This is a genomic window from Rhodovulum sulfidophilum DSM 1374 (assembly GCF_001633165.1).
GTDB lineage: Bacteria > Pseudomonadota > Alphaproteobacteria > Rhodobacterales > Rhodobacteraceae > Rhodovulum > Rhodovulum sulfidophilum.
In genome coordinates this window covers 1,956,501-1,980,616 of the sequence record NZ_CP015418.1, presented here as the reverse complement: position 1 = coordinate 1,980,616, position 24,116 = coordinate 1,956,501, and the positions used below count along the sequence as shown (strand labels likewise).

The following is a 24,116-nucleotide window of genomic DNA, read 5'->3' as shown; positions in this document are numbered from 1 at the left end:
GCCCGAGCCCTGCTAAGGCACAGGCCATGCTGCGCATCGACGATCTTCGCTATTCCATCGAGGGGCGCCCTTTGTTCGAGGGCGCCTCCGCCGTGATTCCAGATGGCCACAAGGTCGGCCTGATCGGCCGGAACGGGGCCGGAAAGACCACGCTTTTTAGGCTGATCCGGGGCGAGCTCACGCTCGATTCGGGCGCGATCTCCTTTCCGCCGCAGGCCCGGATCGGCGGTGTCGCGCAAGAGGTGCCCTCCTCCGCAACCTCGCTGCTGGACACGGTGCTGGAGGCCGATACCGAACGCGCCAGCCTCATGGCCGAGGCGGAAACCGCGACCGATCCCCACCGCATCGCCGAGATCCAGACCCGACTGACCGATATCGACGCCTGGTCGGCCGAGGCGCGGGCCGCCTCGATCCTGAAGGGGCTGGGCTTCTCCGAGGCCGAGCAGCACATGCCCTGTTCGGATTTCTCGGGCGGCTGGCGGATGCGGGTCGCGCTGGCGGGCGTGCTGTTCGCGCGCCCCGACCTGCTGTTGCTGGACGAACCGACCAACTACCTGGATCTCGAAGGCGCGCTGTGGCTGGAAAACTACCTGGCGCGCTATCCCCATACGGTGATCCTGATCTCGCATGACCGCGGTCTTCTGAACCGGGCGGTCGGCCATATCCTGCACCTGGAAAACTGCAAGCTCACGCTTTACGCAGGCGGCTATGACGCCTTCGCCCGGGCGCGGGCCGAGCAACGCGCGGTTCAGGCCGCCGAGGCCAAGAAGCAGGACCTGCGCCGCGCGCATCTGCAAAGCTTCGTCGACCGCTTCCGCTACAAGGCGTCAAAAGCCAAGCAGGCCCAGGCCCGGATCAAGATGCTGGAGCGGATGCCCCCCGTCGCCGCGCCCGAGGAGATGGCCCGCGTCGCCTTCAGCTTTCCCCAGCCCGAAGAGCTGTCGCCGCCGATCGTGGCGATGGAGGGCGTCTCGGTCGGTTATGACGGCACCCCGGTGCTGCAGCGCCTGTCGCTGAGGATCGACCAGGACGACCGGATCGCGCTTCTGGGCCGGAACGGCGAGGGCAAGTCGACCTTCTCGAAACTGCTGGCGGGCAAGCTCGACAGGCTTTCGGGCCGGGTGACAACGGCCAACAAGCTGAAAATCGGCTATTTCGCCCAGCATCAGGTCGACGAGCTGCATCTGGACGAGACCCCGCTTGAACATCTCCGCCGCGAACGGCCCGACGACGCCCCCGCGAAGCTGCGCGCAAGGCTGGCCGGGTTCGGGCTTGGCGCCGATCAGGCCGACACCGAGGTCGGACGACTGTCGGGCGGACAGAAGGCGCGGTTGTCGCTGCTTCTGGCGACGCTGGACGCGCCGCATCTGCTGATCCTCGACGAGCCCACAAACCACCTCGACATCGAAAGCCGCGAGGCGCTGTCCGAGGCGCTGAACGATTATTCCGGCGCGGTGATCCTCGTCAGCCACGACATGCACCTGCTGTCGATGGTGGCCGACCGGCTCTGGCTGGTCGAGGGCGGGCGGGTCGCGCCCTATGACGACGATCTCGACGCCTATCGCAAGATGCTGCTGAGCGCCGACACCCCCGAACGGGCCCAGACCGTCAGGGCCGCCGCGCCGAAACGCCCCGGGCGCGACGAACTCCTTGCGCTTCGCGCCGAGGTCCGCAAATGCGAGGCGCGGGTCGCGAAGCTGGAGGAGATGCGCGCGAAGCTGCAGGAGAAGCTGGCCGATCCGGACATGTACGACCCGGCCCGCGCCGATGAGAGGATGCTCTGGCAGAAGAAGTTCGCCGAGGCCGAGGAGGCCATGGAACGGGCCGAGGCGCTTTGGATGGAAGCGCTTGAAAAGCTTGACAAGGCAGAGGCTTGAGCGATGGAGCTCGGCTTTTACATCAGCGCTCTGGTCACCCTTTTCGTGATCATAGACCCGATCGGGCTGACGCCGGTCTTCGTGGCGCTGACGCAGGGCATGTCGCCGCGCCAGCGCCGTGCCATCGGCCTGCGCGCGGCCGCCATCTCGGTGGCGATCCTGACCCTGTTCGGGATCTTCGGCGAACAGGTCCTGGTCTTTGCCGGGATCTCGATGCCCGCCTTCCGGATCGCGGGCGGCATCCTGCTGTTCCTGACCGCACTTGAAATGCTGTTCGAGCGGCGCAGCAAGAAGCGCGAGGACCGCGCGCATGAAGAGCTGCCCGATCCGTCGGTGTTTCCGCTGGCCACGCCGCTGATGGCGGGGCCGGGCGCGATCGCGACGATGGTGCTGCTGACCGGACAGGTCGACCGGGCGCCGCTCGACATGCTGCTGGTGCATCTGGCGATGATCGCGGTGATCGGGATCTGTCTCGGGCTTTTCATGACGGCAAGTCTGCTGGAGCGCGCGCTTGGCCATACCGGCATCGTCGTCGTCTCGCGGCTGCTGGGCATGCTGCTGGCCGCGCTTTCGGTCCAGTTCATCCTCGACGGGCTCAGGGATTTCGGCCTTGCACCGGTCTGACACCCTTCGCGCCGGAGCGCGGGTGCCCTATATCCAACTGATCAAGGCGAAGGGAGCGCGATGACGGGCGACGATTTCGGACGGCTGATCTATCTTGTGCTGCTGGGCTCGGTGATTGCGGGGTATTTCCTGCTGTCGAACCGGCACCGGCTGGGTCATGTCGCGCAGCAGGCCGCGATCTGGGGGCTGATCTTCATCGGCGCGATCGCCGGCTTCGGGCTCTGGTCGGACATCCGCCATCAGGTCGCGCCGAGCCAGACGGTGTTCGGCGAGGAGCGGCGGATCGAGGTGCCGCGCGCGCCTGACGGGCATTACTACATGACGGTCGAGGTCAACGGCACGCCGCTGCATTTCGTCGTCGATACCGGGGCGACCGATGTGGTGCTGACCCGCAAGGATGCCGCCCGGGTGGGGCTCGACCCCGAGGACCTGCAATATTTCGGCGAGGCCCATACCGCGAATGGCACGGTCCGGACCGCGCCGGTCCGGCTTGACACCGTCGCGATCGGCCCGATCGTCGACCGCAACCTGCGCGCCTTCGTCAATGCCGGCGAGATGCATGACTCGCTGCTGGGCATGGCCTATCTGAATCGCTTCGAGCGAATCGAATTCGTCCGCGACCGGATGATCCTGACGCGCTGAGCCTCTCGCACCGCGCCGCCCGGCCCGCTAGGCTGGCGCCGATCAAGCGAGGAGACAGGTAATGACAGACGAGCCCCGGGCCACGGACAGCAATGCCACGCCAGCGGATGACCGGATCGCAGAGATCGCCGCGGCACAGCCGCCCTTCGCCCGGCTGCTGGGGCTGAGCCTGGTCTCGGCCGCGCCCGAGCGGGTGGTGGCCGATCTGGTGGTGACCGAGGACCTGACCAACAGGAACGGCACGCTGCATGGCGGCGCCATCATGGCGGTGGCCGACAATCTGGGCGGCACCGCGACCTTCCTGAACATCGATCTCGAGGCGGGCGAAGGCACCTCGACCATCGAGAGCAAGACCAATTTCTTCCGCACAGTGGCGCTTGGAGACACCGCGCGCTGCGAGACCGTTCCGCTGCATCGCGGCCGCAGCACCATGGTCTGGCAGACCACCATCACCCGCGGTGACGGCACGCTGGCGGCCAATGTGATCCAGACCCAGATGGTGCTGCGCCCGCGCGGCTGAGCCCCGGACCGGGTCGGGCCTCAGCCGCCGCTTTCGGCCTTCTTCTGCCAGCGGCCGGTTTCCTCGGACCAGTATTGCGCGGCAAGCCCCGCGCCTGTCAGCGCGCGCCACTGTCCCCGCGCCCGCTCGACCGCCGCCGGATCGTTGCCGTCGAACAGGATGCAGACCCGGTCCAGCGCGCGGGTCTCGTCCGGGCTCACCTCGGCGCCGTCGACCGCCATCAGGCAGCGCGCCCCGTTCGGCATCTCGGGCCCGGTCGTCAGCAGCACCGGCTGATCGGCGTCGAAGCCGGTTCCGGCAAGCCCGTGCGGCAGGAAGCCGTCGCCCATCCAGAGCCGCTCGTCGAGCCGGGCCAGCCGGTCGCGGTCGGACCCGCGCACCGCGACCCGCATGTCATGCTTCAGCGCCTTGTCCAGCAGCATCGGCAGCGTGTCCTCCAGCGGACGTCGGGTCAGATGATAGAAGAGCGCCTGTCCCATCGGGCCGGTCAGTCGCGGGAAAGCGGATTGTAGGAACCGAAGGTCCAGACATGGCCCTCGGGATCGGCGACCGAGAAGGCGCTGCCGCCCGGGCCTTCCCCGGAGAGCGGCGCAACGATCTGTGCCCCGGACTCAAGGACGCGCGCATGCAGATGGGCCGGATCGGGCACGACGGCATAGATCGTCATGCTGCCCGGCCCGGCCCCGCCATCCGGATCGGCCGGAGGCGCGGCAGGCCGCCCCTGCCCGGCCAAGCCGCGGATCGAGACCAGTCCGTCGCCCAGCCGCAATTCGGCATGGAGGAAGGCGCCGTCGTCGTCGCGACGGACGGCATGCTCGTCGAGCCCCAGCACCCCCACCAGGAACAGCAGGGCCGCCTCGGGATCGCGGTAACGGATCGCAGGAATGATCATCGGGCCCTCCCTCGGTCTCGGCGGTCCGATGCTAGCACCGAAGCCTCACTTCTCGAAACGGTCGGCCACCAGCCGGTCGAGCGCCAAAACGCCCCACCCCGTCGCCCCCTTGGGCGCCAGCGCGGTTTCCTCCTGCGCCAGGGCGACGCCCGCGATGTCGAGATGGATCCAGGGCGTGTCCTCGGTGATGAAGCGCTGCAGGAACTGCGCCGCGGTGATCGAGCCCGCGGGCCGGCCGGCCGAATTCCTGATATCGGCCAGGCGCGACTTGATCAGCTTGTCATAGGACGCGCCCAGAGGCATCCGCCAGGCACCCTCGCCTTCGCGGGTGGCGGCCTTGAGGAAATCGGCGCAGAACGCGTCATCATTGGAAAAGACGCCCGCATTGGCATTGCCGAGCGCGACGATGATGGCACCGGTCAGGGTGGCGAGGTCGATCACGCCCGCGGGCTTGAACCGGTCCTGCGCGTACCAGAGCACATCGGCCAGCACCAGCCGCCCCTCGGCATCGGTATTGATCACCTCGATCATGTCGCCCTTCATCGAGCGCACGATGTCGCCCGGACGCTGGGCGCGGCCGTCGGGCATGTTCTCGACCAGCCCGACCACGCCGACGACATTGGCCCTGGACTTGCGAAGCGCCAGCGTGCGCATGACGCCCGCGACCACCGCCGCGCCGCCCATGTCCATGGTCATCTCTTCCATGCCCTGACCGGGCTTGATCGAGATGCCGCCGGTATCGAAGACCACGCCCTTGCCGACCAGCGCCAGCGGCGCCTGATCGGCCGCGCCGCCATTCCAGCGCATCACCACCACCTTGGAGGGGCTTTCGGACCCCTGCCCGACCGCCAGAAGCGCGCGCATGCCCAGCGCCTTCAGCTCGTCCTCCTCGAGGATCTCGACATCGAGCCCGAGCTCCTGCATCGCCGCCAGCCGCCCGGCGAAATCGTCGGTGGTCAGCACATTGGCGGGCTCGTTCACCAGATCGCGGGTGAAGAACACGCCCTCGGCCAGCGCCGCCATCGGCCCGGCCGCGCTCGCGATTTCCTCGGGCTTGGTGACCATCACCTTCACCGCCCCCGGGATCACCGGCTCCTCGCTCCGGTGGGCGTCGAAGCTGTAGGCGCGCAGGGCAAAGCCGAAGGCGATGTCGGCGGCGCGCGGATGGTTGCCCGCCAGCAGCGTCACATCGGCCTTGCCCTGGCGCTTGGCCAGTTCCGCCCCCGCCCGCCGGGCCTCTTCCTGGCTGGCCTTGCGATCAAGCCGCACCAGATCGACCGCCTCGGCCGCAAGCCCGGCGGGCCAGGCCAGCGTCACGATCTCGGCCGGTTTCATCCGCGCAAAGGCCTCGCTTTCGACGACCCGCGCCAGCGCGCCCCGGCTCAGCCGGTTGACCCGCCGCGCGCCCGGATCGAGCTTGCCCTCGGCATCGACAAGGACCGCGACGCGGCCCTCGGACCCCGCGACCGCGTCAAGATCGGTTTCGGCAAAGGCAATGGCGACGGGGGTGCTCATCTGCGGCTCCTGCTCTGGTATAGCTGTCGGTCCCTTACCTAGTCCCGCGCCCCGCACTTGACCAGATAGCAGTTTTCCCCCCTGAGCGATTGGTTTAGTCTGCCGCCCGATCATGGACCTGCCGAGGATATTCGTGCCCAGATTCGACCGATACCTTCTGGCGCAGCTGACCGTCCTGTTCGGCTTTTTCGCACTCGTTCTGGTCTCGGTCTACTGGGTCAACCGGGGCGTGTCCCTGTTCGACGACATCATCGGAGACGGCCAGTCGGCGCTGGTCTTCCTGGAATTCGCCGCCCTCACCCTGCCCAACGTGATCCGTCTGGTGCTGCCGATCGCGGCCTTCGCGGCCACCGTCTACGTGATCAACCGGCTGACCAATGAAAGCGAGCTGGTGGTGATGCAGGCGCTCGGCTGCAGCCCCTGGCGGCTGGCGCGGCCGGTCGCGATCTTCGGTCTGCTGGTCGCGATCCCGATCTGCATTCTCACCCATTTCCTGGTCCCCGCCAGCCGCGCCCAGCTGGACCTCAGGCAAGCCGAGATCTCGAGCGATTTCACCGCCCGCTTCCTGTCGGCCGGGCAGTTCCTGCATCCGGCCGGGGGGATTACCGTCTTCATCCGCGACATCACCCGCAGCGGCGAGCTGAAGCAGATCTACCTGTCGGACGCCACCAGCCCCGGCACCCGCGTCACCTACACCGCGAACCGCGCCTTCCTGGTGCAAAGCGATGACGGCCCCAAGCTGGTGATGGTCGATGGCATGGCACAATGGCTGCGCGAGGAGGACCGGCGGTTGTCGATCGCGACATTCGACGATTTCGCCTACGATATCAGCGCCCTGATCGGCTCTGCCCGGATCCGTCGCCCGTCGCTCGACGTCATGTCGACCCGCGATCTCCTGTTTCCCAGCCCCGAGTTGATCGAGGCCGCGGGCAAGCCGAAGGCGGTCTTCCTCTACGAGGGTCATGCCCGTACGGCGCAGGGGCTGCTGGCGGTGGCGGGGGCCCTGATCGGGTATGGGGCGCTCATGGTCGGCGGCTTCTCGCGGTTCGGCCTCGGGCGCCAGATCGGGCTCGCGATCACGCTGTTGATCGCGGTCAATTTCCTCAACAACACCGCCGCCGGCTTCGCCCAGCGCGACGAGAGCTACTGGCCCGTGACCTACCTGCCGCCACTGGCGGGCATCGGGATCGGGCTCGGACTGATCTGGCTGTCGGCGATGCGCCACCGCCGACGGCGGCCGCGGCAGGAGCGGCCGGCATGACGCTGCATTTCTACATCGCGCGCAAGTTCACGCTGTACCTCCTTGGTATCCTTGGCATTTTCGGGGCGATCATGGCCCTGATCGGCATGGTCGAGGAATTGCGCGATTTCGACCTCGGCCAGATCGGGGTCGGTGGCGCGCTGCATCTGGCATTGCTGAAGGTGCCCGGCGATCTCTACACCATCCTGCCAATGGTCACGGTGATGGCCACGGTGGCGCTGTTTCTCGCATTGGCGCGCAGCTCGGAGCTGGTCGTGGCCCGCGCCTCGGGCCGCTCGGCGATGCGCAGCCTGGTCGCTCCGGTCGCGGTGGCGCTGGTCTATGGCGTGATCGCGGTGGCGATCTTCAACCCGATCATCGCCGCCACCTCGCGCGAATATGACAGCGTGTCTTCGGGCTACAAGGGACAGGAGGCCAGCCTGCTCTCGGTCAGTTCCGAAGGGCTCTGGCTGCGTCAGGGCTCGCTTTCCGGCCAGACCGTGATCCGGGCGGCACGGGCCGATGCCCGGGCGACACGGTTCTACGACGTGACCTTCCTGGCCTTCGATGCCGAGGGCAATCCGGCCTGGCGGATCGAGGCCGAGGAGGCCCGGCTTCGGCCCCAGGGCTGGGACATCCGCAATGCCAAGCGCTGGAACTTCGGCGACGGGATCGACAATCCCGAGGCCCGGGCGGTGGTCTCGCCGCAGCTGGTCCTGCCCTCGGACCTGACCCTGGCGCGCATCCGCGACAGCTTTGCCCGCCCGGCGGAGGTCGCGATCTGGGATCTGCCGACCTTCATCTCGGGGCTCGAACGCGCCGGGTTCTCGGCCCTGCCGCAACGGGTCTGGTTCCAGATGGAGCTGGCCATGCCCGCGGTGATGGTGGCGATGGTGCTGCTGGGCGCGGCCTTCACGATGCGCCATGTCCGCTTCGGCCGCACCGGAACGATGGTGATGATGGCGCTGGGCCTCGGTCTGGGGCTGTTCTTCCTGCGCAACTTCGCGCAGGTATTAGGAGAGAATGGCCAGATTCCCGTGGCCCTGGCGGCCTGGAGCCCGCCGATTGCGGGAATTCTGCTGTCGCTCGGATTGCTGCTGCACCTGGAGGACGGTTGATGCGGGCCCTTCTTGCCCTCGCCCTGACCACGGCCCTGACCACGGCAAGCCTGTCCCTGCCGGGGCGGCTTTGCGCCGAAGAGACTGCCCGCCCGCCCGCGACCCTGGTCGCCGACCGGATCGGGGTGGGCGATCTGCGCCAGCTGGTGGCCGACGGCCATGTCGAGGTGCTTTACGGCGACACGAGACTGTCCGCGTCGCGGATCGTCTATGACCGCGACGGCGAGACGCTGGCCATCGACGGGCCGATCACGCTGACCACCGGGACCGAGACCATGATCCTGGCCGACAGCGCCGAACTGTCGGCCGATATGACAGAGGGTATCCTGCGCTCGGCCCGGCTGGTTCTGGACCAGCAGTTGCAGATCGCGGCCGCCGATATCCAGCGTGTCGCCGGACGCTACAACCGGCTTGGCGAGACCGTCGCCTCGACCTGCAAGATCTGCCGCGACGGCGAGGTGCCGCTCTGGCAGATCCGGGCCAGCCGCATCATCCAGGACGAGCTCGAGGGCCAGATCTATTTCGACAATGCCCGGCTCGAGGTCGCGGGCGTGCCGGTCTTCTATCTGCCGCGCCTGCGCATCCCCGACCCCTCGCGCAAGCGCGCCACCGGTTTCCTGACGCCCTCGACCCGGATCACCGACCAGCTCGGCAGCGGCATCAAGATCCCCTTTTTCATCGAGCTGGGGCCGTCGCAGGACCTGACCCTGACGCCCTATATCTCGACCAGCAGAACCAGGACGCTGGAACTGCGCTATCGCCGCGCCTTCACCCGCGGCGAGCTCGAGATCAACGGCGCGGTCTCGCGCGACGACATTCTCGAGAACGAGACCCGGCATTACCTCTTTGCCGAAGGCAGCTTCGAGCTGCCGCGCGACTTCAAGCTCGACTTCGACATCGAGACGGTGTCGGACCGGGCCTATCTGCTGGATTACGGCTATTCCGAGCAGGACCGGCTGGAAAGCGCGGTCGCGATCAGCCGCGCCCGCCGCGACGAGCTGATCCGGGCCGAGATCGGCTATCTCGAGACGCTGCGCGATTCCGAAAGCAATGCCACCATTCCCTCGATCGTCGGCGATGTCGATTACCGCCGCCGCTTCGCGCCCGCGCTGCTTGGCGGCATGGCCACGCTCGGCTTCTCGGCCGACGCGCTGCACCGAAGCTCGGACGAGGCGACCGACGGGCCCGATTTCGACAGCTATGGCGACGGCATGGACATGGCGCGCCTGACCATCGAGGCCGACTGGCGCCGCGACTGGACCCTGAGCAACGGCATGGTCCTGGGCGCGCTTGGCGCGATCACGCTCGACCATTACGAGATCGGCGATGACACGGTCCATGGCGGCAGCCAGACCCGGCTGACCCCCGGCGCCGCGGTCGAACTGCGCTGGCCGCTGATCAAGGCCGCCGCCGATGGCAGCGCCCAGGTGCTGGAACCGGTGATCCAGCTGGCCTGGAGCCACGAGGACGATGACGAGATCCCGAACGAGGACAGCGTTCTGGTCGAGTTCGACGAGGGCAATCTGTTCTCGATGTCGCGCTTTGCCGGCGAGGATGCGCGCGAGACCGGGCTTCGCCTCAATGCCGGGCTGGGCTGGACCCGCTATGCCGCCAGCGGCTGGGCGCTCGGGCTCACCGTCGGGCGGATCTGGCGGGCCGAGGACAGCACCCAGTTCGCCAAGGGCTCGGGGCTCGACGGCAGCAGCTCGGACTGGCTGACCGCGTTCAAGCTCGATTTCGGCAGCGAGGTCAGCCTGACCAACCGCGCGGTCTTCGACGACGCCTTCGACCTTACCAAGAACGATCTCAGGATCGATTGGGAAAAGGACGCCTACGATATCGGCTCGAGCCTGCTCTGGATCGAGGCCAACCCGTCGGAGGAGCGCCTCTCGGACCGGTCGGAATGGCTGGTCGATGCCGCCTACGACTTTCACCGGAACTGGACCGGCAAGGCCAACTGGCGCTACGACTTCGTCGCCGACGAGGCCGCCAAGGCCGGGGTCGGGCTCGAATACAGCAATGAATGCATCAGCGTGGATCTTTCCCTCTCGCGCCGCTTCACCTCCTCCACTAATGTGAACCCGTCCACCGATTTCGACCTCACGGTCTCTCTGGCCGGGTTCGGGTCGCGTGGAAAGAGCGGCGGCGCGCGGCGGTGCATGCGCCGATGAGGCAGAAGAAAAACGGAGGACAGGCATGATCCGACGCGTTGGCCTGGCGGTTGCGGCCGCGGCGATCCTGGTGCTGACCGGCGCCGATGACGGCAGGGCGCAGCAGGGCGGCCCCTTTGCCCCGCGGCTTTATGTCAATGACACGGCGATCACCAATTACGAATTCAATCAGCGGGTCCAGTTCCTGCGCCTGCTGGGCAACCCGCCCCGGATCGAGAAGGTCGCACTGGACGGTCTGATCGACGACCGGCTGCGGATGGACGAGGCCAAGCGGCTGGGCGTCTCGGTCAGCGACGAGGCGTTGCAGGAGGGCATGGAGGAATTCGCCGCGCGCGGAAGCCTCGATGTCGACCAGTTCGTGGCGCTGATCGGCCAGGCCGGGGTCTCGAAAGAGAGCTTCCGCGATTTCGTCAAGGCCGGTCTGGCCTGGCGCGAGGTGGTGCGGACCCGATACGGACCGCGCACCCAGGTCACCGATGCCGAGATCGACCGCGCGGTGCAATCGGCCGCAAGCGGCAGCGGCGCGGCCGGAACCCAGGTGCTGTTGTCCGAGATCGTGCTGCGCGCGGATACGCCGGATTACCGGCGCGATGCGATGGCGCTGGCGCGCCAGTTGAGCGACTCGATCGACAGTGCCGGCGCCTTTGCCGCTGCGGCCCGCAAATATTCGGTGTCGCGGTCGCGCGATCAGGGCGGGCGCATGGGCTGGATGCCGCTGTCGAAACTGCCGCCCGCGATCGCCGGGCAGGTCCTGGCGCTGGGCCCGGGCAAGGTCTCGGCCCCGATCGAGATGGACAATGCCATCGTGCTGTTCCAGTTGCGCTCGGTGCGCGAGGGCAAGGCCGCCAGCCAGAAGGCGCTTGCCGTCGATTATGCGATCTTCACCATCCCCGGCGGCACGCTGGCCGAGGCGATGAAGGTGCGGATGCAGGCCGATACCTGCGACGACCTTTACGGCGTGGCCCGCGGGCTGCCGCCCGAACGGCTGCTGCGCGAGACCCGGCCGGTGGCAGACCTGCCCCCGGATCTGGCGCAGGAGCTTGCCAAGCTTGACGATAACGAGGTGTCCTACGGGCTCAGCACGCCCGCGGCGGCGGAGGTGCTGATGCTCTGCGGCCGGACCCCGGATCTGGAAGATCGGGGCGGCATCGACCGCGAGGCGGTACGGCGGCAGCTGGTCGGCCAGCGTCTGGCCGGATATGCCGACAGCTATCTTGCCGAGCTGAAGGCCGACGCCATCATCCGCGAGCCATGACCGGCCTGCCGATCGCGCTGAGCTGTGGCGAGCCGGCCGGGATCGGCCCTGAAATCGTGCTCCGCGCCTGGCAGTCGCTGGGCGCGCGGCTGCCCTTCTTCTGGATCGGCGATCCCCGGCATCTGCCCGAGGGGACGCCTCATGCCGAGATCCACGCGCCCGCCGAGGCGATGCATGTGGCCGCGACCGCGCTGCCCGTGCTGCGCCTGCCCTTTCCCGCCCCGGCCGTTCCGGGCCGCCCCGACCCGGCCAATGCGGCGGCGGTGATCGAGGCCATCGCCCGCGGCGTCGCGCTGGTGCAGGAGGGCAAGGCGGCCGCGCTTTGCACCGCACCGATCCACAAGAAGGCGCTGCAGGACGGGGCCGGGTTTCCGCATCCCGGCCATACCGAATATCTGGCCCATCTGGCCGGGGTCGGGGATGTGGTGATGATGCTGGCAGCCCCGGCGCTGAAGGTGGTGCCGGTGACCGTCCATATCGCGCTGTCCGAGGTGCCGCGCGCGCTGAGCGCCGGTCTGCTGGAGCGCAGCCTCAGGATCACCGAGGCCGCGCTGATCCGCGATTTCGGGATCGAGAGCCCGCGTCTGGCGGTGGCCGGGCTCAACCCCCATGCCGGCGAAGGCGGCGCGATGGGGCATGAGGAGATCGCCCTGATCGGTCCGGTGCTGGAGCGGCTACGGGCCGAGGGCATGCGGATCGAGGGACCGCTTTCGGCCGACACGATGTTTCATGCCGAGGCCCGGGCCCGCTATGACGTTGCGGTGGCGATGTATCACGATCAGGCGCTGATCCCGATCAAGACGCTGGATTTCGCGGGCGGTGTGAACGTGACGCTGGGCCTGCCCTTCATCCGGACATCCCCCGATCACGGCACCGCCTTCGACATTGCGGGAACCGGCCGGGCCGATCCGTCGAGCCTGATCGCCGCGCTGAAGCTGGCGCGCGAGATGGCACTGACGCGCGCGGCGGGACGGCACTGAGCCATGCGGCTGGCGCCGGGGGTTTGCCACCCCCGGACCCCCCGCGGGTATTTTGGCCAAGAAGAAGAAAGGGCGCGGGCATGAGCACGATCGACGGATTGCCGCCGCTGCGCGAGGTGATCGCGGCGCATGAGCTGTCGGCGAAGAAGGCGCTGGGACAGAATTTCCTGCTGGATCTGAACCTGACCGCGAAGATCGCGCGGGTGGCGGGCGATCTGGGCGGGACCGATGTGCTGGAAATCGGACCGGGCCCCGGCGGGCTGACACGGGGGCTTCTGGCCGAGGGAGCGCGGCGCGTGCTGGCGGTGGAGAAGGATGCGCGCTGTCTCGCAGCCCTGGCCGAGATTGCCGCGGTTTATCCGGGCCGTCTGGAGGTGGTGAATGGCGATGCGCTGGCGGTCGATCCGCTGGCTTACTTGGCGCCGCCGGTGAAGATCGTTGCCAACCTGCCCTACAATGTCGGGACCGAGCTTCTGGTGCGCTGGCTGACGCCCGCCGACTGGCCTCCGTTCTGGTCGAGCCTGACGCTGATGTTCCAGAAGGAAGTGGCGGAACGGATCGTGGCCCTGCCCGGCAGCAAGGCCTATGGGCGGCTTGCCATCCTGGCGCAATGGCGCGCCGAGGCGCGGATCGCGCTGCGGCTGCCGCCCGAGGCCTTCACGCCGCCGCCCAAGGTGTCCTCGGCCGTGGTTCATCTGACCGCCCTGCCCCGCCCGCGCTTCGAGGCCGATCCGGCCGTGCTGGAACGGGTGGTGGCGGCGGCCTTCGGACAGCGTCGCAAGATGCTGCGCTCCAGCCTCAAGGGGCTTGCGCCCGAGATCGAGGATCTGTTGCGAATGGCGGGCATTGCCCCGACAGAGCGGGCCGAACAGATCCCGCTGGAAGGCTTTTGCGCGCTGGCCCGCGCGCTGGCGGCGGCAGAAAGGTCATAGGTCCGGAACACGGCGGGCCAGGAACACGGCAGGAAAGAAAAAGGCGGCGCATGTAGCGCCGCCGATCCGTTCCGCTGTCACTCTGCCGCGGGGGCCTCGCGCTGGGGATCCGGGCCGGGCTGGGCTTCGGCGGAGGCGTCGCCGCCGTCGCGCTTGCCTTCGTCCGATTTCGTCCCGCCGGACTTGCGCCCGCCGGATTTTCCCTCGCCCGACTTGCCTTCACCGCCGCCGGTCGGATCGGCTTCTGCCGCCTCGCCCTTCGGCTTGACCGCGCGGGGCTTGCGAGGACGACGCGGCTTGGGCGCCGGTTTTTCCTCGGGCGTTTCGACCAGGGTGCTTTCCCGACCGTCATCCCCGGACATGTCGATGACATCGGCGCCGCCGCTGGAACCGGAACTAGCCTGGCTCGTCGGCTGGTCGCTCTCGTCATTGCTGTTCTGCGAGGAGTCGTCGCGGTCGCGGTTGCGCGGCTGCTGGGCCTCCTGCTGCTCGCGGCGGGCCTCCTGCTCGCGCTGGGCCTCGCCCAGCAGGCGGGCATAATGCTCGGCATGCTGCTGGAAATTCTCGGCGGCGACCCGGTCATTGGCCAGCTGGGCATCACGTGCGAGCTGGTTGTATTTTTCGATGATCTGTTGCGGCGTACCGCGCACTTTCCCCTCGGGGCCCGAACTGTCGAAGACCCGATTGACAATATTGCCCATCGAGCGCGAACGGTTCGACTTGGAGCGCGAACGTGACTTGGACGGTCTCATGCGTGTTCTAGTTTCCAGCCTAGTGGTGGTATCTCTGGACAGGGCCACGCGTCTTACGGCGCGGTTCAAAAACGAACCCCTGTCGACCTTTTTTGGCTTGTCTAGCGCGAGCGGCGCCTTCACGGCGCTCAGCCAACGCTCCCTTGAGTAAACACGGGCTGCAGACGCTGGCAAGAGGTAAATACACCAATTGCGGCCATTTGGCGAGGGCCGCGCGCGGCACGCAACGAATTGACGTCACGTCCCCGATGCCGCAACGCGGGTCTCGACAACCCGGTGTCTGCCATCGAGATCGGGCCGAACCGCCACGATTTCAAGACCGGCCGCCGCAAAGATGCGCGACACCGCCGCGGCCTGGGTCGGGCCGATCTCGACCAGAAGCCGCCCGCCCGGCGCAAGCCGCGCGCCCGCCCCGGCGGCAATGGCACGATAGGCCGAAAGCCCGTCGCCGCCATCGGTCAGGGCACCGCGCGGTTCATGGGCAAGGTCGGGGGCAAGGCCCGGCATCTCGGCCTCGGCGATATAGGGCGGGTTCGAGACGATGAGATCGAAGCGGCCCTCGACCGCCTGATACCAGTCCGATTGCAAAAAGCGCGCGGCCGACACCCCCAGCCGCCCGGCATTCCCGCGCGCAACGGACAGCGCCGCGTCCGAGATATCGGTGCCCAGCCCCGCGGCGCCGGGACATTCGGCCAGGAGCGTAAGAAGGATGCAGCCAGATCCGGTCCCGAGATCCAACATATTGGAAAACGGGGCGGAAAGCGCGGCCTCGATCAGGATCTCGGTTTCCGGGCGGGGGTCGAGCACGTCGCGCGTGACCTTGAAATCGCGCCCCCAGAAGGCACGGAGCCCGACAATATGCGAGACCGGCTCATGCGCCGCGCGACGGTCCAGCACGGCCTCGAAACGGGCCGCGGCCGGGGCCGGAACCGGCTCGGGCAGGACCAGGGTCAGCCGTCCCGGGGCGATCTCCAGCGCATGGGCCAGAAGGCGCCGGGCATCGCGCGCCGGGTCGGGGATGCCCGCCTTGCGGAGCCGGGCCACGGCCCCGGCCAGAAGGACCGAGCCGGTGGCGGCGCTCATCCCTCCATCTCGGCCAGCATCCCGGCCTGATCGTCGGCGATCAGCGCGTCGATCACCTCGTCGAGATCGCCGGCGAGGATCTGCTCGAGGCGGTAGAGCGTGAGGTTGATGCGGTGATCGGTCATCCGGCCTTGCGGGAAGTTGTAGGTGCGGATCCGTTCCGAGCGGTCGCCCGAGCCGACCTGGGCCTTGCGGGTGGCGGCGCGTTCATCTGCGGCTTTCTGACGCTCCAGGTCGAAAAGCCGTGCCCGGAGCACGGCCATGGCGATGGCGCGGTTCTGGTGCTGCGATTTCTCCGACGAGGTGACGACGATTCCCGTTGGCAGGTGGGTGATGCGCACCGCCGAATCGGTGGTGTTGACATGCTGGCCGCCCGCGCCCGAGGCGCGCATGGTGTCGATGCGGATATCGGCGGCGGGAATATCGATATCGACCTCCTGCGCCTCGGGCAGCACGGCGACGGTCGCGGCCGAGGTGTGGATGCGCCCGCCCGATTCAGTGGCCGGCACGCGCTGGACCCGGTGCACGCCGGATTCGTATTTGAGGCGGGCGAAAACGCCCTCGCCCTGCACCGTGGCGGTGACCTCCTTGATGCCGCCCAGCTCGGTCTGGCTTTCCTCGAGGATCTCGAAGCGCCAGCCCCTGGTCTCGGCATAGCGCTGATACATCCGAAGCAGATCGCCCGCGAAAAGCGCCGCCTCCTCGCCGCCGGTGCCGGGGCGGATCTCGACGATGGCGGGGCGGGCATCGGCCGCATCCTTGGGCAGAAGCGCGATCCGGAGCGCCTGTTCCAGCTCGGGCAGCCGGGCGCGCAACTCGGGCAGCTCGTCCTCGGCCAGCGCGCGCATCTCGGGGTCCGTCAGCATCGCCTCGGCGGTGTCGATGTCGGACAGCAGCCTGCGATAGGCCTCGATCTCGGCGACCACGGGTTTCAGCTCGGCATATTCGCGGCCGATCCGGGCGAAATCGCCCGAGGCGCCCTCGGCAAGCCGGGCCTCGAGATAGCCGAAACGGCGCTGGATCTGTTCGAGTTTGTCTAGCGGGACCATGGCGCTCTGTCGCGCGAAAGCCGGGGGACGGTCAAGAGGCAGGCCGGGCCAGCCGGGTCTCGAGCGCGGCCTGCCAGTCGGAAAGGCGCTTCGCGTTCACGCCAAGATCGGAATGGCCGTAGCGCGAGCGCGAAAAGGCGGCCCAGGTTGCCCCACCCTCGGCGGGCAGGATGCGGACCGAGATGTAATCGGGAAAGCCCCAGAGCGCCGAGCGCTGGACATAGGTCATGAAGAGATCGTCGGGCCTGCCCGCGATCCGGGAGGTGCGCGGCTGGGCCAGCGCCATCGCATCGAAGGCTTCGGCCAGCGCCTCGGGCGTGACCGGATAGACCGGGGCGGCGCGGTCGCCGCCCTCGGGACGGACGAGGGCCGCATTGGGGGTGGCGGGTTTCGTCGCGGTCAGCGGGTCGACATGCCAGACCGCCGGATCGTCGGGAACGGTGCGGAACCAGACCGCGCCGCCAAGGGCGGCAAGCCCCAGAACCAGCAGGACAAGGGGAAGGATCTTCATGCGCCATCCTCGGCATCGGGGCGCCGGGTCCAGCCCCAGAGGCAGATGAGCTCGACCGCCACATGCGCCCCGGCAATGGCGGTGACGCCGGCCGGATCGTAGGGCGGCGAGACCTCGACCACATCGCCGCCCACCATGTTGAGCCCGCGCAGGCCCCGCAGGATGGCGGCCGCCTGGGCGCTGCTCAGCCCGCCCCAGACCGGCGTGCCGGTGCCCGGCGCGAAGGCCGGGTCGAGCGCGTCGATGTCGAAGCTGAGATAGGCCGGGGCCTCGCCCACGATCTCGCGCACCCGGGCGGTGATGGCGGCGGGGCCGTGTTCATGCACGAAGGGCGCGTCCAGCACGGTGATCCCCATCCTGTCGGGATTGTCGGTGCGGATGCCGATCTGGACCGAGCGCGCCGGATCGATCAGCCCGGCCTTGACCGCCTTGCCGAACATCGTGCCATGGTCGATCCGGGCCATGTCGTCATCGGCCCAGGTATCGGTATGGGCGTCGAACTGGACCAGCGCCAGCGGCCCGTGCCGGGCGGCATGGGCGCGCAGCAGCGGCAGCGAGACCGAGTGATCGCCGCCCAACGCGATGCAGGCCGCGCCCGCCTCGAGGATGCCCGCGACATGGGCCTCGGCCCGGGCCGGAAACTCGGCCACGCTGGCATAATCGAAGGCCATGTCGCCGTAATCGACGATGTCGAAGGCGTCGAACGGGTTGTAGCCCCAGCCATAGGGCCGATCGAAGGCCTGCAGCGTGCTGGCCTCGCGGATCGCGCGCGGCCCGAAGCGGGTGCCGGGCCGGTTCGTCACCGCCTGATCGAAGGGAATGCCGGTGACCGCCAGATCGACGCCCGCAAGATCCTTGGTCAGGCTGCGGCGCAGGAACGAGGTCACGCCGGCGAAGGCGTTCTCATAGGCAAGCCCGCGATGCCCCTTGCGGGTGATCGCCGCATCGACCTCGGATTTCGCGTCTTCCAGTGCCATGGCCGGACCCTCCTGCGCGCCCCGTGCAGGATAGCGCGCGGGTTCCCTTTCTCCAGCCCCGGCTTTACACCCCGGCCTGTCTTTGTCCAACTCCTGCCGATGCCAGATTGCGAGGCCCAGATGACCGAGGATTCCGACCGCCTGATCCGTGACCCGAAGGGCGGCCTGCCGCGCCTTCTGGAAATCATGCGGCGCCTGCGCGACCCGAAGACCGGCTGCCCCTGGGATATCGAACAGGATTTCCGCTCGATCGCGCCCTACACGATCGAAGAGGCCTATGAGGTCGCCGATGCAATCGAGCGCGAGGCCTGGGACGAGCTGGAGGGCGAGCTGGGCGATCTGCTGCTGCAATCGGTCTATCACGCTCAGATGGGCGAGGAGGCCGGGCTGTTCGACTTTCATTCGGTCGCGGACCGGGTGTCGGACAAGATGGTGGCGCGGCATCCGCATGTCTTCGGCGCCGAGGATCGCGAGAAATCGGCCGAGCAGCAGACCCGCGACTGGGAGACGATCAAGGCGGCCGAGCGGGCCGACAAAGAGGCCAGGGGCGTCTTGGACGACGTGGCGCTGGCGTTGCCCGCGCTGACCCGGGCGGTCAAGCTGCAGAAGCGCGCGGCCCGGGTCGGCTTCGACTGGCCCGAAACCGCGCAGGTCATCGACAAGATCGTCGAGGAGGCGCAGGAGCTGGTCGAGGCGCGCGAGACCCTGACCCAGGCCGAGGTATTCGAGGAATTCGGCGATCTTCTCTTCGTGGTGGCCAATCTGGCCCGTCACCTGAAGATAGAGCCCGAAGAGGCGCTGCGCGCCGCCAATGCGAAATTCACCCGCCGGTTCAACGGGATCGAGGCGCGGCTCGCGGCCATGGGCAAGCGCCCCGAAGACTCGGACCTGGCCGAGATGGACGCGCTTTGGGATGCGGTGAAGGCCGAGGAAAAGGCCCCGGACCAGACCGGGCGCTGAGCCCGAGACCCGTTCACGCCCGATCAAGCGGATGTGAGCGGGCACCCCCTGCGGCGCCTTGACCCGACAAAAATTGTCGGATTTAACCCTGACCGGAACGCACCAGACCGGACAGGAGACCCCATGACCTTGCGCACTGCCCTTGCGGCCACCGCCGCGGCGGCCACGCTGGCCCCGACTGCCCAGGCCGATGTGAATATCTATTCCTATCGTCAACCCGAGCTGATCCAGCCGATCCTCGACGCCTTCACCGAGGATACCGGCATCGCCACCAATATCGCCTTTCTCAACAAGGGCCTGGTCGAGCGGCTTCAGGCCGAGGGCGCGCGCAGCCCGGCCGATATCATCCTGACGGTCGATGTCGCGCGGCTTGCCGCGGCGGTCGATGCTGGCGTGACCCAGGCGGTCGACAGCGACACCCTGGTCGAGAAGATCCCGGCGGCCTTCCGCGATGCCGACAATCACTGGTTCGGCGTCACCACCCGCGCCCGGATCGTCTATGCCGCCAAGGACCGGGTCGATCCCTCCGAGATCACCACCTATGAGGAACTGGCCGATCCGAAATGGAAAGGCCGGATCTGCACCCGCTCGGGCACCCATGCCTATACGCTGGCGCTGGTCGCGGCGATGATCCACCACCATGGCGAGGAGGCCGCGAAGACCTGGCTCGAAGGCGTCAAGGCCAACCTCGCGCGCAAGCCCCAGGGCAACGACCGGGCGCAGGTCAAGGCGATCTGGGCCGGCGAATGCGACCTCTCGCTGGGCAATACCTATTACATGGGCCAGATGCTGAAGGACCCCGAGCAGGAGGCCTGGGCGAAATCGGTCAATGTGCTGTTCCCCACCTTCGAGGGCGGCGGCACCCATGTGAACATCTCGGGCATCGCCATGACCAAGGCCGCGCCGAACCGCGAGGAAGCCCTGCAATTCATGGAATACCTCACCTCCGACCACGCCCAGGAGATCTATGCCGAGGTCAATTACGAATACCCGGTCGTGCCCGGCACCGAGCCGTCGGATCTCGTGAAGAGCTGGGGCAGCTTCACCGCCGATGACGTGAACCTCATCGCCCTGTCGCGCGACCGTGCGGCGGCGCTGCGGCTGGTCGAGGAAGTCGATTTCGACGGCTGAGCAGGTTTCGGGCACAGGCCCCCGCGGGACGGGGCCGCTGCCCCGAAAGGCGGGCGCGCTGGACATGCCGGCGCGCCCGCGCCACGTTGCAGGGCCAGCTTTCCCGGAGACCACGCATGCCCCGCAAGATCATCATCGACACCGATCCTGGCCAGGACGACGCCGTCGCCATTCTGCTGGCTCTGGCCAGCCCGGACGAGATCGAGGTTCTGGGCCTGACCGCCGTCGCGGGCAACGTGCCGCTGGCGCTGACCCAGAAGAATGCGCGCATGGTCTGCGAACTGGCCGGGCGACGCGACATCCGCATCTTCGCGGGCTGCGACCGGCCGCTGGCGGGACAGCTCGTCACCGCCGAGCATGTCCATGGCAGAACCGGGCTCGACGGCCCTACCCTGCCCGAGCCGACGATGCCGCTGCAAGAGGCCCATGCGGTCGCCTTCCTGATCGAGACCCTGCGCGCCGCCCCCGAGGGCGAGATCACGCTCTGCCCGCTGGGGCCCCTGACCAATATCGCGACGGCGCTGCGCGAGGCCCCCGAAATCGCGCCCAGGATCCGCGAGATCGTGCTGATGGGCGGAGCTTATTTCGAGGTCGGCAACATCACCCCCGCGGCCGAATTCAACATCTTCGTCGATCCCGAGGCTGCGGCCATCGTCTTCGGCTCGGGCATCCCGATCACCGTCATGCCGCTGGACGTGACCCACAAGGCGCTGGTCACCGCGCCGCGCAACGCGGCCTTCCGCGCGCTCGGCACGCCGGTCGGCCGGGCCGTCGCCGCGATGACCGATTTCTTCGAACGCTACGACCGCGAGAAATACGGCTCGGAGGGCGCGCCGCTGCACGATCCCTGCGTCACCGCCTATCTGATCCGGCCCGAGCTGTTCCGCGGCCGCCATGTCAATGTCGAGATCGAGACCGAGGGCCGCTTTACCCGCGGCATGACCGTGGCCGACTGGTGGGGGGTATCGGGCCGCGCGCCGAATGCCACATTCATGGGCGATCTCGACGCCGATGGCTTCTTCGGGCTGCTGACAGAAAGACTTGCCCGACTGACATGAGGGAATTTCACAATAACAAGGGCATGGCCGGTGGAAACGCGCCGAATTCAACTTAAAGCCCAAGATTATCTCGCCAAGGCTGCAAATACCCCTCCAAAACCTGCATTCCACATGCAGCAAAAGCCAACTGCTTGAAAAGGAGATCATTCGAGCGTCTTGCCCGGGATGCAAAGACGCTGACACCGGTTACTCTGATGCCGCAATAGTGCCCCCCGGAGAGACGCGTATGCACCGTCCGAACAGGCAGGTCCAGGATGCCCTCCGGAACAGGCCCGCATCCGCTACGTCATGGGTGCCTCCCTCGCCTCCGAAAGTCTTGCAGGCACATGAACATGATTGAAAAAGCAGTGAGCGGCCCGGCGAGATCCGTACATCCGAGCCACCCCGCCCCATTCAAATCATACTAAATAAAAAGGTTACCTTGCCCATCAATAATGTGTTAGCGGCCGGGCTGGCGGGCGCACTTCATCGCATTAATGGGGGTCTCCTGTCTGTTCATTAACGGGGTAAAGTTATGAAAACACTTCTTACAACAACTGCGATTGCCGCAATGATGACCGTCGGCGCGCAGGCCGCCACGATGAGCGGTCAGACGAGCGGCGAATTCACTGGCGTGGTGAATGGGACCAACGTCTACGGCAACAGCGGATCGACGGCCATCTGGCCGGGCGACAATACGGGCTACAGCTTTTGCTTTATCGGATGCATCGGGGCCTTCACAGAAGACCAGAGCAAGCTCACGATCCAGACTGTCGACTTCAATGAGGACGTCACCACCGCAGGCGAGGTCACCGTCGGCAAGGTTTCCTGGTACAATGCCTCTTCGCGGGCCGATCCTGCGCCGTACTATGGTGGCACTGACTCGCAATTCGGTCTCAACGCCAACATGAGCATAGACTATGCCCAGCCGACCGATCTGTCGGCGACCAGCCAAGCGCTCTCTTTCTCGATCGACAATTATATCAACCCGCCGGGCGACTCGATTTCCAGCCTGATCTTCAGCGACCTGGACTATGGCTCGGTCCTGCCGCTCGATCTGGGCGAAGGCCTGACGGTCACGGGCTATTCGTTCGTTCTCGACGATGGCAGCGACAGCACGTTCGATGCTATTTCGGGGCTCTGGACCCTGAACGAAGATAGCTGGGCGCATCTCAGTATCGTGGCCAGCGTCGATGTTGCGCCGGTGCCGGTGCCGGCGGCGGGCCTGATGCTGCTGGGCGGGCTCGGCGGGCTGGCCGCGCTGCGTCGCAAGAAGAAAAGCTGAGGACCGCCGCGAACCGTCAGGTTCCGTCGTCCCGACACGCAAGGCCTCCGGCGCTCGTCCGGGGGCCTTTTCGTTGTCATCACGCCCCGCTGGAAAGCCCCGGCGCGCGGCCTATCTGGCCGGCATGACCCTTTCGATCCGCTTCGACAATTCCTATGCCCGCCTTCCCGAACGGTTCTACAGCCGCCAACCGCCCCAACCGGTGCGCGCGCCGCGCCTGATCGCGCTCAACAGCGCGCTGGCCGAGACGCTCGGCCTCGATCCCGCCGCGCTGGCCTCGGAAGACGGCGTCCGGATGCTGGCAGGCAACCGGCTGCCCGACGGCGCAGATCCGCTGGCGCAGGTCTATGCCGGGCATCAGTTCGGCGGCTTCGTGCCCCGGCTCGGCGATGGCCGGGCGATCCTGCTGGGCGAGATCCTGGCGCCCGATGGCAGCCGCCATGACATCCAGCTCAAGGGCGCGGGCCGCACCCCCTATTCGCGGATGGGCGACGGTCGGGCCTGGCTCGGCCCGGTGCTGCGGGAATATCTGGTCTCCGAAGCGATGCATGCGCTTGGCATTCCGACCACCCGGGCGCTGGCCGCGGTCGAGACCGGAGAGACGGTGATCCGCGAGACAGTCCGGCCCGGCGCGGTGCTGACCCGGGTCGCGGCGAGCCATATCCGCGTCGGCACCTTCCAGTATTTCGCGGCGCGTCAGGATACCGACGCGCTAGAGGCGCTGGCGCGCCATGTGATGGCCCGTCATTACCCCGAGACGGAAACCGTGCTTGATATGCTCCGCGCCGTGCTGGCCGCGCAGGCGCGACTGGTCGCGCAATGGATGGGCGTGGGCTTCATCCATGGCGTGATGAACACCGACAATACCTCGGTTGCGGGCGAAACCATAGATTACGGCCCCTGCGCCTTCATGGACGGCTATCGGCCCGAGCAGGTCTACAGTTCGATCGACGCCTATGGCCGCTATGCCTATGCGCGCCAGGCCGATATCGTCGCCTGGAACCTGGCGCAGCTGGCCAGTGCCCTGTTGCCGCTGATCGATCCGGACCGCGACCGCGCGATCGAGGAAGCGACCGCCGCGATGCACGGCTTTCCCGACCTTTTCAAGGCGGCCTGGCTCGACGTGTTCCGCCCCAAGATCGGGCTGGCCGGGGCCGAGCCCGAAGATGCCGAACTGATCCACGGGCTTCTGGATCTCATGGCCGCCGAGCGGGCCGATTTCACCAACAGCTTCCGCGATCTCGCCGAGGGCCGTCCCGGAGCGGGCCTCGGCGACCGCGCGGGCTTCGAGGCCTGGGCCGGGCGCTGGCAGGCCCGGCTTGCCCGCGAGAATACGCCGCAGGCAGAGGCCGAGACCCGGATGCGCGCCGCGAACCCGGCCTATATTCCGCGCAACCACAGGATCGAGGCGGCGATCTCGGCCGCGACCGGGGGCGATCTCGGCCCGTTCCAGCGCCTGCAGCACGTGCTGGAACGCCCCTTCGACAGCCAGACCGGCGCCGACGACCTGCGTGACCCGCCCGCCGCCGGCGAAGAGGTGCTGCAGACCTTCTGCGGCACCTGAT

At 67.7% G+C, this 24,116-nt stretch carries 23 protein-coding genes; 15 read left to right on the top strand and 8 right to left on the bottom strand.

The window, feature by feature from the left end; all coding sequences use genetic code 11:
* Positions 1-26 precede the first annotated feature (26 nt).
* The 4 genes from A6W98_RS09410 to A6W98_RS09395 all read left to right on the top strand — a co-directional run bounded on the left by A6W98_RS09410 (position 27) and on the right by A6W98_RS09395 (position 3,663).
* Positions 27-1,877: an ABC-F family ATP-binding cassette domain-containing protein gene (locus A6W98_RS09410; RefSeq protein WP_042460726.1), complete on the top strand. Its 1,851-nt coding sequence runs from the start codon at positions 27-29 to the stop codon at positions 1,875-1,877.
* A gap of 3 nt (positions 1,878-1,880) precedes the next feature.
* Positions 1,881-2,501 (top strand): MarC family protein, encoded by a 621-nt coding sequence (locus tag A6W98_RS09405; RefSeq protein ID WP_042460723.1) that lies wholly within the window; start codon positions 1,881-1,883, stop codon positions 2,499-2,501.
* A 60-nt stretch (positions 2,502-2,561) separates the two neighbouring features.
* Positions 2,562-3,143 carry a retropepsin-like aspartic protease family protein gene (locus A6W98_RS09400; protein WP_042460720.1) on the top strand — a complete coding sequence of 194 codons (582 nt, stop codon included), beginning with the start codon at positions 2,562-2,564 and terminating at the stop codon, positions 3,141-3,143.
* Positions 3,144-3,204: 61 nt separating this feature from the next.
* Positions 3,205-3,663 (top strand): PaaI family thioesterase, encoded by a 459-nt coding sequence (locus tag A6W98_RS09395; protein ID WP_081251869.1) that lies wholly within the window; start codon positions 3,205-3,207, stop codon positions 3,661-3,663.
* 20 nt (positions 3,664-3,683) lie between these two features.
* Here the strand turns inward: A6W98_RS09395 and A6W98_RS09390 are convergent, their stop codons facing one another.
* Genes A6W98_RS09390 through A6W98_RS09380 form a run of 3 tightly spaced genes read right to left on the bottom strand, consistent with a single transcriptional unit; the run spans position 3,684 to position 6,070 of the window.
* Entirely contained in the window at positions 3,684-4,142 is a 459-nt protein-coding gene (locus A6W98_RS09390; protein WP_042460718.1) for a DNA polymerase III subunit chi, read from the bottom strand.
* 8 nt (positions 4,143-4,150) lie between these two features.
* Positions 4,151-4,555 carry a VOC family protein gene (locus tag A6W98_RS09385; protein WP_042460716.1) on the bottom strand — a complete coding sequence of 135 codons (405 nt, stop codon included), beginning with the start codon at positions 4,553-4,555 and terminating at the stop codon, positions 4,151-4,153.
* 45 nt (positions 4,556-4,600) lie between these two features.
* Positions 4,601-6,070, bottom strand: coding sequence for a leucyl aminopeptidase (locus A6W98_RS09380; RefSeq protein WP_042460714.1), 1,470 nt, complete (start codon positions 6,068-6,070; stop codon positions 4,601-4,603).
* Positions 6,071-6,203: 133 nt separating this feature from the next.
* On the opposite strand from A6W98_RS09380, the gene lptF reads away from it, so the two are divergent.
* The 6 genes from lptF to rsmA all read left to right on the top strand — a co-directional run bounded on the left by lptF (position 6,204) and on the right by rsmA (position 13,766).
* On the top strand, positions 6,204-7,331 hold the full coding sequence (gene lptF / locus A6W98_RS09375; RefSeq protein WP_042460711.1) for an LPS export ABC transporter permease LptF: 1,128 nt from the start codon (positions 6,204-6,206) through the stop codon (positions 7,329-7,331).
* Positions 7,328-8,428, top strand: coding sequence for an LPS export ABC transporter permease LptG (lptG, locus tag A6W98_RS09370; RefSeq protein ID WP_042460708.1), 1,101 nt, complete (start codon positions 7,328-7,330; stop codon positions 8,426-8,428). Before lptF ends, lptG begins: the two co-directional genes overlap by 4 nt.
* Positions 8,428-10,599 carry an LPS-assembly protein LptD gene (locus A6W98_RS09365; protein ID WP_052677989.1) on the top strand — a complete coding sequence of 724 codons (2,172 nt, stop codon included), beginning with the start codon at positions 8,428-8,430 and terminating at the stop codon, positions 10,597-10,599. The genes lptG and A6W98_RS09365 overlap by 1 nt, the downstream gene beginning before the upstream one ends.
* Positions 10,600-10,624: 25 nt before the next feature.
* On the top strand, positions 10,625-11,854 hold the full coding sequence (locus A6W98_RS09360) for a peptidylprolyl isomerase (protein WP_052677988.1): 1,230 nt from the start codon (positions 10,625-10,627) through the stop codon (positions 11,852-11,854).
* The gene (gene pdxA, locus A6W98_RS09355) at positions 11,851-12,834 is read left to right on the top strand and encodes a 4-hydroxythreonine-4-phosphate dehydrogenase PdxA (RefSeq protein ID WP_042460702.1); all 984 of its coding nucleotides are present in this window, start codon (positions 11,851-11,853) and stop codon (positions 12,832-12,834) included. Before A6W98_RS09360 ends, pdxA begins: the two co-directional genes overlap by 4 nt.
* An 80-nt stretch (positions 12,835-12,914) precedes the next feature.
* A complete protein-coding gene (rsmA, locus tag A6W98_RS09350; protein WP_042460699.1) occupies positions 12,915-13,766 on the top strand; it encodes a 16S rRNA (adenine(1518)-N(6)/adenine(1519)-N(6))-dimethyltransferase RsmA in 852 nt (283 codons plus the stop codon).
* Positions 13,767-13,843: 77 nt separating this feature from the next.
* Here the strand turns inward: rsmA and A6W98_RS09345 are convergent, their stop codons facing one another.
* The 5 genes from A6W98_RS09345 to speB form a co-directional block, all read right to left on the bottom strand.
* The gene (locus A6W98_RS09345; RefSeq protein ID WP_042460696.1) at positions 13,844-14,518 is read right to left on the bottom strand and encodes a DUF4167 domain-containing protein; all 675 of its coding nucleotides are present in this window, start codon (positions 14,516-14,518) and stop codon (positions 13,844-13,846) included.
* Positions 14,519-14,755: 237 nt separating this feature from the next.
* Complete coding sequence (gene prmC, locus A6W98_RS09340) at positions 14,756-15,601, bottom strand: peptide chain release factor N(5)-glutamine methyltransferase (protein WP_042460693.1); 846 nt, start codon at positions 15,599-15,601, stop codon at positions 14,756-14,758.
* Complete coding sequence (gene prfA, locus A6W98_RS09335) at positions 15,598-16,650, bottom strand: peptide chain release factor 1 (RefSeq protein ID WP_042460691.1); 1,053 nt, start codon at positions 16,648-16,650, stop codon at positions 15,598-15,600. Before prfA ends, prmC begins: the two co-directional genes overlap by 4 nt.
* A gap of 31 nt (positions 16,651-16,681) precedes the next feature.
* Positions 16,682-17,161, bottom strand: a complete 480-nt coding sequence (locus A6W98_RS09330; RefSeq protein ID WP_042460688.1) for a DUF1499 domain-containing protein — start codon at positions 17,159-17,161, stop codon at positions 16,682-16,684.
* Positions 17,158-18,138 carry an agmatinase gene (speB, locus tag A6W98_RS09325; protein WP_042460685.1) on the bottom strand — a complete coding sequence of 327 codons (981 nt, stop codon included), beginning with the start codon at positions 18,136-18,138 and terminating at the stop codon, positions 17,158-17,160. Before speB ends, A6W98_RS09330 begins: the two co-directional genes overlap by 4 nt.
* Positions 18,139-18,258: 120 nt before the next feature.
* Here speB and mazG point away from each other — a divergent pair, with 120 nt between their 5' ends.
* The 5 genes from mazG to A6W98_RS09300 all read left to right on the top strand — a co-directional run bounded on the left by mazG (position 18,259) and on the right by A6W98_RS09300 (position 24,115).
* Entirely contained in the window at positions 18,259-19,098 is an 840-nt protein-coding gene (mazG, locus tag A6W98_RS09320; RefSeq protein WP_042460682.1) for a nucleoside triphosphate pyrophosphohydrolase, read from the top strand.
* A 123-nt stretch (positions 19,099-19,221) separates the two neighbouring features.
* A complete protein-coding gene (locus A6W98_RS09315; RefSeq protein WP_143540857.1) occupies positions 19,222-20,229 on the top strand; it encodes a Fe(3+) ABC transporter substrate-binding protein in 1,008 nt (335 codons plus the stop codon).
* A gap of 116 nt (positions 20,230-20,345) precedes the next feature.
* The gene (locus A6W98_RS09310) at positions 20,346-21,287 is read left to right on the top strand and encodes a nucleoside hydrolase (protein ID WP_042460679.1); all 942 of its coding nucleotides are present in this window, start codon (positions 20,346-20,348) and stop codon (positions 21,285-21,287) included.
* Between the two features lie 514 nt (positions 21,288-21,801).
* Entirely contained in the window at positions 21,802-22,551 is a 750-nt protein-coding gene (locus A6W98_RS21915; RefSeq protein WP_231098409.1) for a VPLPA-CTERM sorting domain-containing protein, read from the top strand.
* Positions 22,552-22,675: 124 nt separating this feature from the next.
* Complete coding sequence (locus A6W98_RS09300; protein WP_042460673.1) at positions 22,676-24,115, top strand: protein adenylyltransferase SelO; 1,440 nt, start codon at positions 22,676-22,678, stop codon at positions 24,113-24,115.
* Position 24,116 lies beyond the last annotated feature (1 nt).